This window comes from Enterococcus sp. DIV1682a (assembly GCF_051711005.1).
Lineage (GTDB): Bacteria > Bacillota > Bacilli > Lactobacillales > Enterococcaceae > Enterococcus_B > Enterococcus_B hirae.
This window is the reverse complement of sequence record NZ_JBIOLT010000002.1, coordinates 1-15817: the sequence shown is the minus strand read 5'-3', so window position 1 is coordinate 15817 and position 15817 is coordinate 1. Positions and strand designations below refer to the sequence as shown.

The 15817-nt window shown below is 29.1% G+C and carries 10 protein-coding genes and 3 pseudogenes; 2 read left to right on the top strand and 11 right to left on the bottom strand.

Annotated features, from left to right (window positions below):
* Positions 1-17 precede the first annotated feature (17 nt).
* The 6 genes and pseudogenes from IGJ23_RS13370 to IGJ23_RS13345 form a co-directional block, all read right to left on the bottom strand.
* Entirely contained in the window at positions 18-1439 is a 1422-nt protein-coding gene (locus tag IGJ23_RS13370) for a helix-turn-helix domain-containing protein (protein ID WP_438775091.1), read from the bottom strand.
* A gap of 480 nt (positions 1440-1919) precedes the next feature.
* Positions 1920-2966 (bottom strand): DUF916 and DUF3324 domain-containing protein, encoded by a 1047-nt coding sequence (locus IGJ23_RS13365; protein WP_438775090.1) that lies wholly within the window; start codon positions 2964-2966, stop codon positions 1920-1922.
* An 82-nt stretch (positions 2967-3048) separates the two neighbouring features.
* Positions 3049-3744, bottom strand: coding sequence for a WxL domain-containing protein (locus IGJ23_RS13360; RefSeq protein ID WP_438775088.1), 696 nt, complete (start codon positions 3742-3744; stop codon positions 3049-3051).
* Between the two features lie 603 nt (positions 3745-4347).
* Positions 4348-5642: pseudogene (locus IGJ23_RS13355) on the bottom strand (ISL3 family transposase).
* Between the two features lie 153 nt (positions 5643-5795).
* Positions 5796-6407, bottom strand: a complete 612-nt coding sequence (locus IGJ23_RS13350; RefSeq protein WP_438775087.1) for a DUF3862 domain-containing protein — start codon at positions 6405-6407, stop codon at positions 5796-5798.
* 167 nt (positions 6408-6574) lie between these two features.
* Positions 6575-6939, bottom strand: a pseudogene (locus IGJ23_RS13345) (zinc ribbon domain-containing protein); the annotation flags it as partial.
* Between the two features lie 513 nt (positions 6940-7452).
* On the opposite strand from IGJ23_RS13345, the gene bsh reads away from it, so the two are divergent.
* Together bsh and IGJ23_RS13335 are read left to right on the top strand one after the other, a co-directional pair.
* A complete protein-coding gene (gene bsh / locus IGJ23_RS13340) occupies positions 7453-8430 on the top strand; it encodes a choloylglycine hydrolase (protein ID WP_438775086.1) in 978 nt (325 codons plus the stop codon).
* An 835-nt stretch (positions 8431-9265) separates the two neighbouring features.
* A pseudogene (locus tag IGJ23_RS13335) lies at positions 9266-10560 on the top strand (ISL3 family transposase).
* Between the two features lie 103 nt (positions 10561-10663).
* Here IGJ23_RS13335 and IGJ23_RS13330 read toward each other — a convergent pair.
* From IGJ23_RS13330 to IGJ23_RS13310, 5 genes are all read right to left on the bottom strand, one after another.
* Positions 10664-12058, bottom strand: coding sequence for a glutamate decarboxylase (locus IGJ23_RS13330; protein ID WP_438775085.1), 1395 nt, complete (start codon positions 12056-12058; stop codon positions 10664-10666).
* Positions 12059-12088: 30 nt separating this feature from the next.
* Positions 12089-13501, bottom strand: coding sequence for an amino acid permease (locus IGJ23_RS13325; protein ID WP_438775084.1), 1413 nt, complete (start codon positions 13499-13501; stop codon positions 12089-12091).
* 991 nt (positions 13502-14492) lie between these two features.
* A complete protein-coding gene (locus IGJ23_RS13320; RefSeq protein WP_438775083.1) occupies positions 14493-14741 on the bottom strand; it encodes a hypothetical protein in 249 nt (82 codons plus the stop codon).
* Between the two features lie 78 nt (positions 14742-14819).
* The gene (locus IGJ23_RS13315; protein WP_438775082.1) at positions 14820-15041 is read right to left on the bottom strand and encodes a hypothetical protein; all 222 of its coding nucleotides are present in this window, start codon (positions 15039-15041) and stop codon (positions 14820-14822) included.
* Positions 15042-15179: 138 nt separating this feature from the next.
* Entirely contained in the window at positions 15180-15752 is a 573-nt protein-coding gene (locus IGJ23_RS13310) for a recombinase family protein (RefSeq protein ID WP_438775080.1), read from the bottom strand.
* Between the last annotated feature and the right edge of the window lie 65 nt (positions 15753-15817).

Genomic DNA, 15817 nt, shown 5'->3' with positions numbered 1-15817 from the left:
TTTTTTATTTTTTATAATTATTTTGGAAAAAACAATAGGCCTTGCTTTTGTCGATTATAAGTTGCATCACCGACAATCATATAAGTTTTATAATTTTCTACAGTGTTTAAAAGCTCAATATCATCAATAATTAAAATATCTATATCTTGTTCATTTAATTCGTAATACGGACTTATATTTATAGATTCCTTAAGCTCTTGACAATATTGTGTTTCAAAAATTGTACCTCTGATAGAATATACTCCTATATTAACAATGTTATCTGTTATATATCTTTTTTGAAAAGCAATAATCATATATGAAAGCAATTCATATACCCAATTTACATTTATATTTTTATCCATAAACATATCTTTAAAATCTTCTTTTAAATTGTCTTGTATTTTTTTTAGATAGCCAGATCTTTTTAATTTTGGTGTTAAAAGAGTTCTAGAAAAATAATAATATGGATATATTAAATTAGAGAAGTGAATACATCCTTCAATTTTGATAGATAAAACTTCTAATGAGCTTGGAGAAACATTATATGGATTTTTCATTAGTACAGATAGTATGAAGGATTGATAATGATATTCTTCTATCAATTCGTGAGAGAAAAAATATTTTTCTGCTTCCATATTTTCGAAATGCAGACTGGACATGTTGAAAATAAGAAATATTAAAATTAAAAAACTTCCTTCTTTGTCAAAAGATTTCGGATTTATTTTTGAAAAATTGTCTTGTATTTTATTTAATAAGGGACTTTCTATATTAATAAAGTTATCGTAACAAATCGTTTTGTGCGTTTTACACACTTTTTGTAAATAAAAACGATCATGTACTGTTAATATCCAAATACATAGTTCTCTTATGACAAAATATTCCGCTTTCATATGATAGTGATCTAAAAATGTAACTACTCGATTTTGTAGATCTAATACATTAATTTTAGAAAATGATTTTTCGAATGGGTGTTTTTCAATTTGTAAATATAAATTGTAAAGAACCATAATTGCTTCCAAATTACCTTCTAAAATAACATAGGGTCTTCTCTGTATATATATACCAACACTGTCTAAATTTTTATCCATAAATTTTAATATATTGAATAATTTAGAATGACTAATATACAATTTTCCAGCTAATTGTTCAAAGGTAATTTTGGGATGAAAAAAGCAATAGTGAAGAATGTCTTTTACTACACTTTGAGAAAAATAGAATTTTTGAACATCATAAAGGGAAAAAGTTTTGTAATTAAATATTATTAAGTTATCAGAAATAATCAGAGCTTTATCAGGTAATTCATTATGTAGTTCCTGTAAGTATTTATTAACTGTAGCATTTGATAGCTTTAGTTCTTTAATTAATAAATTTTTATTTATTTGTCCACTGTTTTCTATAATCAATCTTATTATTTCTGCTTTGAAAAAGGAAGATTTTTCATAAATTAATCTTAGCATTTCTGCACCTCCTTATTTACTCGAAGATACCAAAAATTATGTTTATAGGTATACTTTTTTTTTTTATAGATATAATAAAAAAATAAGTATTTAATTTATAGTATTATAATATGATAAATAAATAGTGAGGGATATCTGTTATTATTTTTAAATATAAAAATTAACAAACACAAAATATATGTTATTATTTACACATAAATAATAACATATATTTTTTATAGTGCATATAAATAATACATACTGTTACTAACTAACAGCTTGTAGTTCTTTGATATTATAGTTGATTATGGATAATAAAAACTGAAGATATGCCTAAACCAAGTAAAACTAAGGTACAAATGATTAATAAACCATTAATTGAAAGTTTTTTCATATTCATTTTATCAGTAATAATATATTTATAATCTTGTAACAACAAATATATATTTATAATAAAAAATATGATACTGATACTTATGGTACATATACTCCAAACATACATTATTTTTCTCTCCTGTTGTTTTTAGCATTATATTTTCGTCTATAAATGTAAATTGTTCCTAAAATAGTAATTATTATTAAGAAAACACTAGTATATTCAAACCAATTTGGTAAAATAACCTTAAATGCAGATTGTTTATTAATTTCTTTTGCTTTATCTCCTGCAATGTCAAATTTACGCTCAAAATTCCAAGTGTTTTCTGCAGTTTTTACAGTTCCTTTAAATAAATATTTTCCCGGTTTTAAATCGTCTTTACCCCAATCTATTTGCAATGGTAAGCATGAATATGGTGCAATTGATACATTATTCATTGAATTTTCTTTGATTTTTTTTGTTCCATCTTCTGAATATACAGCACCGTTTACTTGTGCTTTAGAGAAAATATAAGGATTGGGATTTAAAATATTTGCTTGAACAACTTTTTTTCCTGACGCTAAATTAGGAATAACATTTTCTAAATTTACAGAAACATTTTTAAATAAATTTACTTTATCCTCGTTAGTTAGAACTATTCCTATGGTATAACAGTAATCATTGTTTACAATATTTTGATTTTTTTCTTTGTCATCTATTTTTTCAGATACTACTACTCCTCCTAATATTACTCCTTGTACATTATGTGCAGGCATATTGATATCTAATGTTATTTCCTTAGAACTATTTTTAGAAATACTTACTTCTTTTTGTGTAGATTTAACTATTGAAGTTAATGGTATTTTTAAAGAAGTATTATTTTTTAAGGTTCCAGAATAATCTACTATACCATTACTATTAGTATTAGCATCAACAACTTTAATAATTAATAGCTTATCTTTATTAGAATTATTTATTAATTTTATTTTGATTGAATCTTTGGAACCTGGTTTTTCTGATAAATAAAAATACCCAGAATTTTTATCTATTTGTCTTGGATTTGGGATACCTTCAACTGAAAATCCTCCAAAATTTTGTTTTTCTTCTGCTGATACTTTGATACTGATAGTTATGCTAGTAATTACTAAAAATATTATCATCAATATATTTTTTTTATTAATTACTCTATTCACTAGTATTCTCCTTTGCTATTTACTAATAAATAAATCTAAAATGAAAAAACAGGAATGATTTTCCTGTTTTTTCTTTCTTTAACTAATTTGATGGGGTTTGCTCTAAATTCCAAGTAACACTTCCAGTTTTTGCTCCAGCATCTACTTGATTAACATTAGGGATATTTAATGATACTGTTCCTAAATTCAAGTCATATGTTCCAGAAAAAGTATTACCTTGATTTCCTTCCATAATTAATTGTGCTTGTGAACCAATACTTGGGTGATTAGTTACTGTAATCATATCTGGAGTATCTAATGGCACCAATTGATTTTGAGCATTATATGTTTGAGCAGTCTCAGCAGTTGTTCCAATTGTAGCACCATTTGATGCTAGATCTCCTGAAAAAGTTGCTTTTAGTGTCCATCCAGCTTTATTATGTTGTGTATCTTTTACCCCAACATTAAGTGTGTTACCACCTGACAAGTCAATATTTTTTTGTAAGCTACCTTGAGTTCCAAGTTCAATACTACCAAAATCAAAACTGTATGGAATATAAGCTAATGAAAAATTACCGGTTGGTTGTAAAGGATTATTCGTATTGTCATCTGAACCAGGTTGATCAGGATGAGCTCCAGATGGGTTATTTGGAGTTGGATTATCATTATTAGTATTGGATACAGTGAAATTTGCCTTTACATTAGTATCTGCACTATTCATATCAGCAAATACACTACTAGCTCCTAATGCCATTGGAGCTATCAAAGAAACTGCTGCTACTAAAGCTTGTTTTTTCATAATATTCATTCCTTTTTTTTTATAGTGAATTTGGACATATGTCTTTCAAATCCAAGGAAATAATAACATTAAAAAATTAAGTATATATTTTGATTTTTTTTTTATAAAATTTAATTTTTAAAATAATGATAATTCGTTTTTTATAAATTGAGAAGTAGATTTATTGTAATTAATTGAACGAGTAATAGATTTGAAGCAATACTAGTTTTTATCATTTATAAGTACATTTTTTTATTTTACTTATCTTAATATAACGAACTTCTTAGTAGCAGAATATATTTTTTCCCATTTTTTATACCTATTTAATTTAAAAATGAAAGTATCCAAATTTTAGTATGTCATAAAAATTTATAGATAAAGTTAGAAAATACAACAAAGTATAATAGTCGAATACTTATAAATAATTAATATTTTTAAACTCAAATTAAGACATTTTTTTATGACATAATGTATACACTATAATTTGGGAAAATTAGTCATTGATTTAATCAATTAAATCATATTTATAACCAAAGATAAAAAGGCTCTTTGTCAAATGATGTTGGTAAAGAGAAATCTTAGAATAATTTGGGCAGAAAGAAAAAAAACTTCTTTCTGTTCTTTTTATTTGGTTAAAATGGTTTTACCGTGGCAGATCATGATCCGTCGTTTGAAATGATAAAAATTTCGAAACCCATAAGCATTGCGTTTTAATACTTTAATATGGTTGTTTAAACATTCTAGTGGTCCGTTTGAATAACTGTAGCGGAGGGCATTTTGGATCTGTGGCAGAAACTTTTTAAATGTTCGCAAAGTTGTCGCATAAGTTTCAGGTAACTGGCTGACTTCTCTGGATAAACAGTCCTCAAATAGGGAATGTTCTCTTTTCTTTACTGCATAAAGAACATCTTGATATAACTGATAGCCTTGTCGTAGATTGGGACAAGTAGTTAACAGTCGATCGACAATCTCGCTTTCAGTTAAATAATCTTTAAAACTGGCACGCCGAACCCGTTTTTCATCGTTCAACTTTGCCTCTTCTTTTTGCAGGAGTTTCCAATAACATTTTATTTTTTTACTAAGCCCACGTTGGTATTGAGAAGTACTTTTAAGTAGTGACTTTGTTTCCTTCACTCGATGGTTTAAAAAAGTTCTTCCTATATGTTGAACAATGTGGAAACGATCAATAATCAACTGAGCATTTGGGAAAAGCTTTTTAACCAATGAAACATAAGGTGCATACATATCAATAACAATGAATTCAATGTTTTTTCGAGTCGCTAAGCAAAACCGAGAAAAATAGCGTTCTAAATAAGGTAATCGTCGATTTTCAACAATGTCTAGTAGTTCGTGTCTTTGTCCGTCCATCATAATAAAACTCATAGCACTTGCGACACTTCGAACTGATTTGAATTCATCAAAGCATAAGACCTTTGGTAAAGTCTGTTTGAAAGGGTTCAATGGGCGGTAAAATCTCTTCATGACACGATAAATCGAAGAAGTGGAAATATTTTTCTGACGAGCGATTTCCGTCATCGAAGTATTCTCTTTTAAGCGAGTAACGACAGACCAACGAACTTTTTGACTAATAAAACAGTGTTTCTCAGCGACAGAGGTATCCGCTACGAAGGTGCGTTGGCAAGTCTTACATTTGAATCGTTATTTCTTCAATTCCAGATAGGTCCGATATTCAGACACGTCATTAAGTAACAACCGGACGGTTGTCGTCCCCCAACGAATGATCTTAGAGGGGACGACACAAAGACAATGTGGACACTCTTCGGGCGTGTATTGAAGAGTACCTTTGTAAATCAAGCAAATTGTCCTTTATATCTTTCTTTGGTTAAACAATTTTCCTCGAAATAGATATTTAGGTCTAGAATATTTAGGGTATCTTTGATAAGCTGAGTATAAGACATCTTGAATCCTCCTATGAATTGGTTCGTCAAATTAATTCTAAAGGATTTCAGGGTGTCTTTTCTATGTTTTTACATCATAAAAAAGATGTTAGTGAATTTCACCAACATCAAAAAGTATAGAGCCGATTAAAAATTAACTCTTTTAAAAATAACTTACACTAATCCAATCTCATTTTTAGAAGTAGCAATATTATTCGTAAACGTTATGACAAAATAAGATCCTAATGGTCCAGTAGTGTTAGTTTCCCATGTCAATGTTTGAATATTTTCACCATTTGAATTTTTATATTCTGCAATAGAATTCGGATCACCAAATTTTTTAATAGCATTTTCCATGGATAAATCCTTATTCATTTTCATTTCACCAAATATTTTAGAAGAAACTACTTTTTCTTTATCATAAGGAACGTATAATCCAGATACTGATTTTTCGACAATGTTGTTGTTTTCTGTACCAACAGTTAGCTTAGCCCCTAATTCTCCAGTTTTATTACTTCCCCAAGTATAAATGGTTTCAGAATTTCCCGAATCATCTGTAGAAGATTCCGTATATAGCGGAGCACCCAATATTTTATTTATATTATCTAATCCTGTTCCTATTGTTAATTTATCATATACTGATTTTATTTCTTGAGCAGATTTCTTTTCTGTTGTTGTAACTTCTGCTGTTTCTTTCTTGTCCTTCTCTCTAGAGATAGTAATTGACCCAATACAAATAAGGATTATCGCAATAGCTCCTAAAACAATATAGATTATTTTTTTCAAAATAATTACCTCCTAGTTAAATGACTAAAAAATTTGAACTTTTTATGACTAAAGTCACAATATTCTTGGAAATAAAGCATACTTGCAAGTATGTGTATCTTTACTCACAGCGGTGTTTCTTATTGATCAAGCTGTCCCCGTAGTTTCTACGGGTCTTAATTTTTTCTCTAAGTTAATGATTGTATCTTTAGACCTTCTGACAGAATAATGATATTAACATTGATATTTCGGTCATGATGAGTATGACAAGTAGGGCAAGTCCATTCTCTAAATTCAAGAGATTTCTTGCCATCTTTATATCCGAATTCTGAACAAATTTGACTAGATAGAAACCATCTATCTATTTTAATAAATTCACGTCTGTGCCAGTCAGCTATATATTGCAATTTAGTCACAAAACTAGACCAAGATACATCAGAAATGCTTTTTGATAATTTCTGTACTCAGTTTATTCAGAAAATCAGTACGTTGATTCATAAACGTTTGAGTATAATCTATCCACTTTTCGTTTTTGCTTTTGATAGTTCTTTGCCATCCGTGGAATTTTTAAATATATAGAAAGATATGAAACTGCATTAAAACTAACGGTTAGTATCCATAGATTATAATAGATTAATGTCTAAAAATTATAACGCCATTTTATCAAAAACACTTTTTAACTATTTTTTTTTTTTGATAAAAAATAAAATTAAATTAGTTAAGTTTTTTCGTATAATTTATTTAGATTGAGAATCATTTTTTTTAATTTCTATTCCTTGTTTTTTGGATATTTTCATAATAGTTGTTTAGACTGAAAAATAAAATTATCCTATTGTAAGTCTATACATACGATATCTGGTAGTACTAATCTCAATATATCACTATTTATTTGGTATCTATTACACAAGGCAGATTATTAAAGAGATTGAAATCAATACTTTTTATCGTTGGTTTTAGATTATTCATTTCGAATAATTAAAAAAAACGATTTTATTCGAAGATGTTTTCATATAAAAACAGTTCTGTTATAAAAAATAAGTTTTATAAAAGAAAGAAGGCATTTAGCATGTGTACATCCATTGTTTATTCAAGCAAAGATCATTATTTTGGACGTAATTTGGATTTAGAAATATCTTATCCATCAGTTGTTACGATTACACCAAGAAATCACCCTTTTCATTTTCGTAAAGCAGATAATCTAGCTACTCACTATGGGATGATTGGGATGGCCACTGTAGTTGATGATTATCCTTTATATTTTGAAGCAATAAATGAAAAAGGATTAAGTATGGCTGGGCTAAATTTCCCTGAAAATGCTTATTATTTCGAAGAAGATCCTTCTAAAACAAATATAGCTCCCTTTGAATTTATCCCATGGATATTAGGACAATGTGCTACAATTGAAGAAGCAAAAAAAATATTAACAGAAATCAATTTAATCCAGATCGACTTCAGTGAGGAACTTCCTCTTTCTCCTCTTCATTGGATGCTAGCAGACCAGAAAGAATGTTTAGTGATTGAGTCAACGATTGCTGGATTAAAGATATATAAAAATCCTATAGGTGTAATGACGAATAACCCACCTTTTGATTATCAATTATTTAATTTAAATAATTATAGATACGTTTCTCCAACTGTATCACCCAATAATTTCTCTAATAACGTACATTTAGACGTCTATAGTAGAGGAATGGGGGGGCTTGGTTTACCAGGAGATTTATCCTCGGCTTCTAGATTCGTCAAAGCAACATTTACAAAATTTAATGCAACTACTGGTAATTCGGAAGCTGAAAGTGTTAATCAGTTTTTCCATATTTTAAAATCGGTAGAACAACAAAAAGGATTATGTGATGTAGGAAATGGTCAATTTGAATACACTATTTATTCTTCCTGTTGCAATATGGACAAAGGTATTTATTATTACACAACATATACCAACAACCAAATTACAGCAGTAGATATGAATAAAGAAAATCTAGAAAGTACCCATTTAATTATTTATCCTTTAATTATTCAAGAACAAATAAATTATATAAACAAATAGCAAAGGAATATTTGCAGTATAAATTAATCATCTAAAAAATGTTCTTTAGATGATTTTCATATCAATTATTTATCACTTGCATTTTATTTATTATAACAGACTTATGTTTTGGATATACAAGAATAGTAGTATGTTAAGTGAAGAAATAAATTAAGTGGAGCGGAGGCTCAAAAATATTAATCAAAAGAGTTTCTTAATCAAATTAATGATAAATTATGGTTGTATTTATTAGTAAAATAAATATGATATAATAACATATACGAAAAGGTAATTATAATCAATTAAAAAGATTAAAACACACTAGTTAGTGGGCTTCTTTTATCTTCAGATTAACGGTTAAACTTATTTTTTGATAATATTTTTACTAATATTGATATCTTTACCATTATAGGTATAGAAAAGATAATATACGAATATCAAGGATTTTCTTCCGTGCAGATAATATTATAGTTTTTATTCATTTCTATACTCAATTTATTTAGAAAATCAATATGTTAATTCATACTTTTTTTGTAAATGAGCTACTTTATATTTTTTTGATTTTAATAATTCTATATTCAAAAATTTTTAATTTATTTCTTTTGTAAAAAGCATCTTATCAATTTGTGTTGTTAAAGTTCTCTTCGGGTTGAAAGAGAATTTATTATTACCAATGATCGAGCAATGACAATATCTTTGAAAAACATTTCCCCTCAACTAGATTTTTTAATCATCTCTATACTTTTTGATGTTGGTGAAATTCACTAACATCTTTTTTATGATGTAAAAACATAGAAAAGACACCCTGAAATCCTTTAGAATTAATTTGACGAACCAATTCATAGGAGGATTCAAGATGTCTTATACTCAGCTTATCAAAGATACCCTAAATATTCTAGACCTAAATATCTATTTCGAGGAAAATTGTTTAACCAAAGAAAGATATAAAGGACAATTTGCTTGATTTACAAAGGTACTCTTCAATACACGCCCGAAGAGTGTCCACATTGTCTTTGTGTCGTCCCCTCTAAGATCATTCGTTGGGGGACGACAACCGTCCGGTTGTTACTTAATGACGTGTCTGAATATCGGACCTATCTGGAATTGAAGAAATAACGATTCAAATGTAAGACTTGCCAACGCACCTTCGTAGCGGATACCTCTGTCGCTGAGAAACACTGTTTTATTAGTCAAAAAGTTCGTTGGTCTGTCGTTACTCGCTTAAAAGAGAATACTTCGATGACGGAAATCGCTCGTCAGAAAAATATTTCCACTTCTTCGATTTATCGTGTCATGAAGAGATTTTACCGCCCATTGAACCCTTTCAAACAGACTTTACCAAAGGTCTTATGCTTTGATGAATTCAAATCAGTTCGAAGTGTCGCAAGTGCTATGAGTTTTATTATGATGGACGGACAAAGACACGAACTACTAGACATTGTTGAAAATCGACGATTACCTTATTTAGAACGCTATTTTTCTCGGTTTTGCTTAGCGACTCGAAAAAACATTGAATTCATTGTTATTGATATGTATGCACCTTATGTTTCATTGGTTAAAAAGCTTTTCCCAAATGCTCAGTTGATTATTGATCGTTTCCACATTGTTCAACATATAGGAAGAACTTTTTTAAACCATCGAGTGAAGGAAACAAAGTCACTACTTAAAAGTACTTCTCAATACCAACGTGGGCTTAGTAAAAAAATAAAATGTTATTGGAAACTCCTGCAAAAAGAAGAGGCAAAGTTGAACGATGAAAAACGGGTTCGGCGTGCCAGTTTTAAAGATTATTTAACTGAAAGCGAGATTGTCGATCGACTGTTAACTACTTGTCCCAATCTACGACAAGGCTATCAGTTATATCAAGATGTTCTTTATGCAGTAAAGAAAAGAGAACATTCCCTATTTGAGGACTGTTTATCCAGAGAAGTCAGCCAGTTACCTGAAACTTATGCGACAACTTTGCGAACATTTAAAAAGTTTCTGCCACAGATCCAAAATGCCCTCCGCTACAGTTATTCAAACGGACCACTAGAATGTTTAAACAACCATATTAAAGTATTAAAACGCAATGCTTATGGGTTTCGAAATTTTTATCATTTCAAACGACGGATCATGATCTGCCACGGTAAAACCATTTTAACCAAATAAAAAGAACAGAAAGAAGTTTTTTTTCTTTCTGCCCAAATTATTCTAAGATTTCTCTTTACCAACATCATTTGACAAAGAGCCATAATTACTTGTCTTTTAACCATTAGTGGGAAAATCCATAAGTAATATCAGAAGATTCTTTACGTACTGGTCTTTGATTTAAATGTTCAATTCCAGACTTCATATCTTGAATTAAATCTATCGCCATCTGCATACTTAAATCTGCTCGACAAACAAAACGTTGGATATTAATATTTGATAGATTATCAGGTAACGGATAAGTAGGGACTTGCCAACCCTTCATTGCAAATTGATCGGTTAGATCATATAAATTCCAAGAGATAGAAACATCTTTCTTCAATTTATAGCAAACAATTGGTAATTGTGAACCGTCATTATAAATATCAAAATAACCCATTTTGTCAATTTCTTTTGCTAAATATTTTGCCACATCACTGGTTTTTTTATGAATTGATTGATAACCTTCAAACCCATTACGGACAAATGTGTAATATTGTCCTATTATCTGACTTGCACTTCTTGAGAAATTAATTGCCATTGTTGGCATTTCTCCTCCAAGATAACTAACTTTGAAGACTAATTCCTCTGGTAAAAAATCTTTTTCTTTCCAGATAACCCAACCAACACCAGGATATACCAATCCATATTTGTGTCCAGAAGTGCTAATTGAACGTACATTTTTCAAACGGAAATCCCATTCAAGTTCTGGTTCCATAAATGGTACAAATAATCCACCACTGGCAGCATCTACATGAATATATACCTTGTAGTCAGTCTGTTTGTTATATTCCTCTATTTTTTTATCTAATGCCTTTATATCGTCATATTTTCCTGTATAAGTGATTCCTAAGATACCTACTACGCCAATCGTATATTCATCAAAATAATCGGTTACAGTGTCTATATTGATAATCCCGTGTTCTTCATCAATCGGGATTGTGCGCATTTCAATATCCCAATAAACACAGAATTTTTCCCAAACGACTTGATATGCAGAAGAAATTACTAAGTTAGGTTTTTGTTTATTGATATCTAAACCAAGTTTTTTTACACGATTACGCCATGCAAATTTTAATGCTAATCCCCCCAACATACAAGCTTCACTTGAACCTACAGTCGAGGTACCTATAAAATCAGATTCATCTGGAACATTCCATAAGTCAGCAATGATGTTAACACAACGATTTTCGATCTCTGCTGTACGTGGATATTCAGTTTTATCTATTGCATTTTTGTCCAATGTTTCACACATGATTTTTACAGCTTCTGGTTCCATGTATGTTTGACAAAAGGTAGCGAGATTTTGTCTTGACACACCTTCATCAATTAATTGATCTTTTACCAATTGATAAGCATCTCGGGGAATCAGCGAGCCTTTTGGCAGTTTATACATAGGAATCGCTTCGTCCATCGCTTCATTTCCGAAAATAGGTTCCAAATATTGTGCTTCATGTCTATTTTTTTTACTGAATAACATTTTTCTCTCCTCCTAAAAAGCACTGATTTCTTAGATTTTTCTGTTATTTCCTTTTTCATCAAATGTTTTATAAATCCCAAAAGGGATAACTAAAATAATTAACCAGCTAATAATTAAGATGGCTAAATACGTTCCTCCTTTACCATAACCAATATCGTTAGGTGGAAAAAACGATATAAAGAATGCAAAAACTGAAACAAGTAATCCTATAATTGCCACACCAATTTTTACTTTCTTTCCACCAGGAATTTGGTATGATCTTGCTAAATCTTCCTTTTCTTTCACTAATTTGATGTAAGAAATAAATAAAAGAACATAAGCTACAAGATAAATACATACTGTCAAAGCCATTGCAACAAAGAACGAAAGATTAGTTCCCCCTCCTCCTAGTGTTAGTACAACTGCCCAGATAGAAACGATTATTCCTTGAATTAATACGATATTGGTAGGTACATTATATTTATTAACTTTTGCCATTTGTTTTGGTAGCAGTCCATTTTTAGCTGCTTCAAGCATAGCAGTCGATGGGCCAACCACCCATGTGGAAATTTCAGCAACAACACCTAAACAAATAATGACTGCAATGATACGAATAAGAGTTTCTCCTCCACCAAAATGATGAATTAAATAAGAATAAGCTTGAATTACTCCTGTATCTAGTGATAACTGATCTTGTGGGATTGTTGCAGCAACTGTAGCACCACCCAATGTATCTAAAATAATTGTCAAAATTACTAATATCAAAATAGCCTTAGGATAATTTTTTCCAGGATTATCCATATCTTTCACATGACTGGCAGACGATTCAACCCCTGCATATGCTAAAATAAATGAAGCAAAGACCACTAATGTATTTATTTTAGTAAAATCTGGAATCCAAGCATCCGCACTAAAAGAGACTTTTACTGGATTTCCTTGCGCAATATAGAGAATACTTAAAGTGAAAAGAAGGACTCCAGTCGCTAATATTCCGACAAAAAATCCTATTTTTGCAATTTTAGCGGTATTTTTTGTCCCAGTAAATTGTGATATTGTGATCAACCAAAAAATTATTAATGTACCGATTAATTTCAACCAAACATTTGTATTTAAAGCAGGCCAATTAAGTGCGTAAGATAGTGCCCCTATAATAAAGTAAATCATTGTAATGAAACCTACTGTAATTTGAAACCATTGAAAGAAAATAGCAGCAAATCCCCATTTTCTACCTAAAGTTTTTGATACCCACGTATAAAGACCTCCTTTTTCCCATCCTTCTACAGTAGCCATTTCCGCAGAACAAAGCGCCACAGGAATAAACCAAAGAAAGCCACCAACTAGTAAATAAAAAACTAGATTCATCTTTGATGTCGCAAATGTCGGATACTCATAAACTGTCATGACCATTGAGGCAGTTATAGCAAAAAAGCTCATCAAAGATATTTTTTTTGTACTTCTATCCATTGTTTTTCCTCCTTATTATTTATTTAATAAACTCATAAATGCGAAATTCTAATTTTTTTCGTCATTATGAAGTCTTCAAACAATGTTGAAATTACTCGCATTCTGTATTTCCCTTTCTTAGATATTATTGTGTTTGTCAAAAAAGAAAGCGGTATCATTATTATCGGAAATAAATAACTAATTTTAGATGTCATTAAGTTATCTTACTTAATGAGTAAATAATTATTTTAGAAAAAACAATTTATATATCCAATACGAAAAAAAGTAGTAAAAAATTTTTTTACTTAGCAAAAAAAGTAATACTTGATTTTTAATATGTAGATAAAAATAATATATGTTATATTTTTACGATTTAAGAATACTCCGATAAATAAAGATAGTCAAATAAAAAATATATTACCTAATTTGTTTTTTATTGTTAATTGTATAACTTGAACTAATTTTTAAAATGAGAAAATCCAATAGATTTATTACAAAAGAAATTTTTATATACGTTATCTAAAGTTAGTTAGATATTAACCACGAAAAGACTATATACTTCTATGGAAAATTATTTTATGTAAGTGTTGGCAGCATCGTTTTTTAAATACTCCTTTTTTAAATACTCCTTTTTTATTTCTTCGTAATCTCTTATTCTATTATCGATATCAAATTGTAATCCTTACGAAAACAACCAAAATACTTAAAAAAATTGTTTTTTTTCATTAGTAAAAATCAGAATTTTTATACTTTTAATTGTTTCGTAAGGGCAATTTATTTCCTTAATTTTTGAATATATTTATTAATGATATCAAATTAGTACGCCACTCATTGATAATAGATCAATCATTTATTTCCCAAAAAATGGTTTTACATGATTAATTAGATGATATTGGTAGAAAGTCAAAAACAAAAAGTATTTAACTTAATTTCTTCACTTTATAATTTAATTTCATTGAACAATGTTTAAACAAAATAAAAGTTATTCAATGTTTCAAGAAAACATAAAATTTTATCTTTGTAAAATCTTTCTTATAATACGGATAACTAAAGAAATAGTTGGAATAATCATCAAGTCCATTACTATATACCAAAAGTCCATTACTACATTTTCCCACGTAATCGGAACAAATACACCTATTAATAAAATCATAGCAAGAATAAACAAATTAAAGAGGAATGCAGACAAAAACTCCTTCATACTAACATTTGCAGTATAATTAAAACTTCTTTTCCAATAATCCATATATGCTTGAATCATTATTTTATCCCCTTTTAAATTATTAAAATTAAAAATATTTAAATATTAACATATAAAAAATGTCTAAAAACAATCAAATTACAAACTAGTATAATTATTTAAGTCTTTTTTGGGATCATATAGCGGAAACGCATATCCCTCTATTTTGAATTTCCTTTTTGAAATTAAATATCGCTCAATTCCATATTCCGTTTTATTTTCAATAATAAAAGTATTTTTTCGAAAACAAACTACTTTTCCTGTGCAATATTTTTTATTCACATCAATTGTTGAAAGTTCCATGCCTTCTTGAATCAACATATATTTCTCACCTGATTTTTATTGTTTAAAATTGTTATTTCTATAGATATTCAAAATTTGTAGATTTGAAAATAACTGGATATATCTTTGTTGTTTTTCATAATAAGAAATAATTTGTTCGAGATAATGTATTTGTACTTATTTTTTATTTTTTTCCTTCATTTTATTTAAGTAACGATAAATTGTTGTACGAGAAACATTCCAACGTTCTGCAATCGTATTAATTGGTGTGCCACTATCTACTAAAGTTTTAAGTAATTCCAGATCTTTATTTGTTAATTTTTCAGGACGCCCACCAAAACGTCCTCTCGCTCGTGCAGCAGCGCGACCAGCAGCTGATCTTTCTAAAATTAGATTCCTTTCAAATTCAGCAAATGCCGCGAATAAGTGAAACATAAGTTGACCAGTCGAACTGGATTTATCCATCGTTATATTTTCTTGAAGACTATGAAAACTTACACCACGTTCATTCAAGCTATTCACAATCGAAATCAAATCTTCCATATTCCTTCCTAAACGATCTAAACGCCAAACGACAAGTGTATCTCCAGAACGAACAAAATCGATGGCCATTTCTAAACCTGGTCGATTACTTTTTGCCCCACTCATATGATCGGTAAAAATTTTCTCACAACCAAATTTATTTAAACTATCTTCTTGTAAATCTAAATTTTGTAATCCAGTAGATACTCGCGCATATCCTATTTTCAAAAAAATCACTCCTAACTAAAATCTATTGTAACATAACTTTATTCATACGGTTTAAATGAACATAG

Coding starts and splice junctions, on each gene's coding strand:
- IGJ23_RS13315 (WP_438775082.1), bottom strand. CDS start 15,041: ATGTTGATTCAAGAAGGCATGGAACTTTCAACAATTGATGTGAATAAA.
- IGJ23_RS13360 (WP_438775088.1), bottom strand. CDS start 3,744: ATGAAAAAACAAGCTTTAGTAGCAGCAGTTTCTTTGATAGCTCCAATG.
- IGJ23_RS13370 (WP_438775091.1), bottom strand. CDS start 1,439: ATGCTAAGATTAATTTATGAAAAATCTTCCTTTTTCAAAGCAGAAATA.
- IGJ23_RS13330 (WP_438775085.1), bottom strand. CDS start 12,058: ATGTTATTCAGTAAAAAAAATAGACATGAAGCACAATATTTGGAACCT.
- IGJ23_RS13325 (WP_438775084.1), bottom strand. CDS start 13,501: ATGGATAGAAGTACAAAAAAAATATCTTTGATGAGCTTTTTTGCTATA.
- IGJ23_RS13320 (WP_438775083.1), bottom strand. CDS start 14,741: ATGATTCAAGCATATATGGATTATTGGAAAAGAAGTTTTAATTATACT.
- bsh (WP_438775086.1), top strand. CDS start 7,453: ATGTGTACATCCATTGTTTATTCAAGCAAAGATCATTATTTTGGACGT.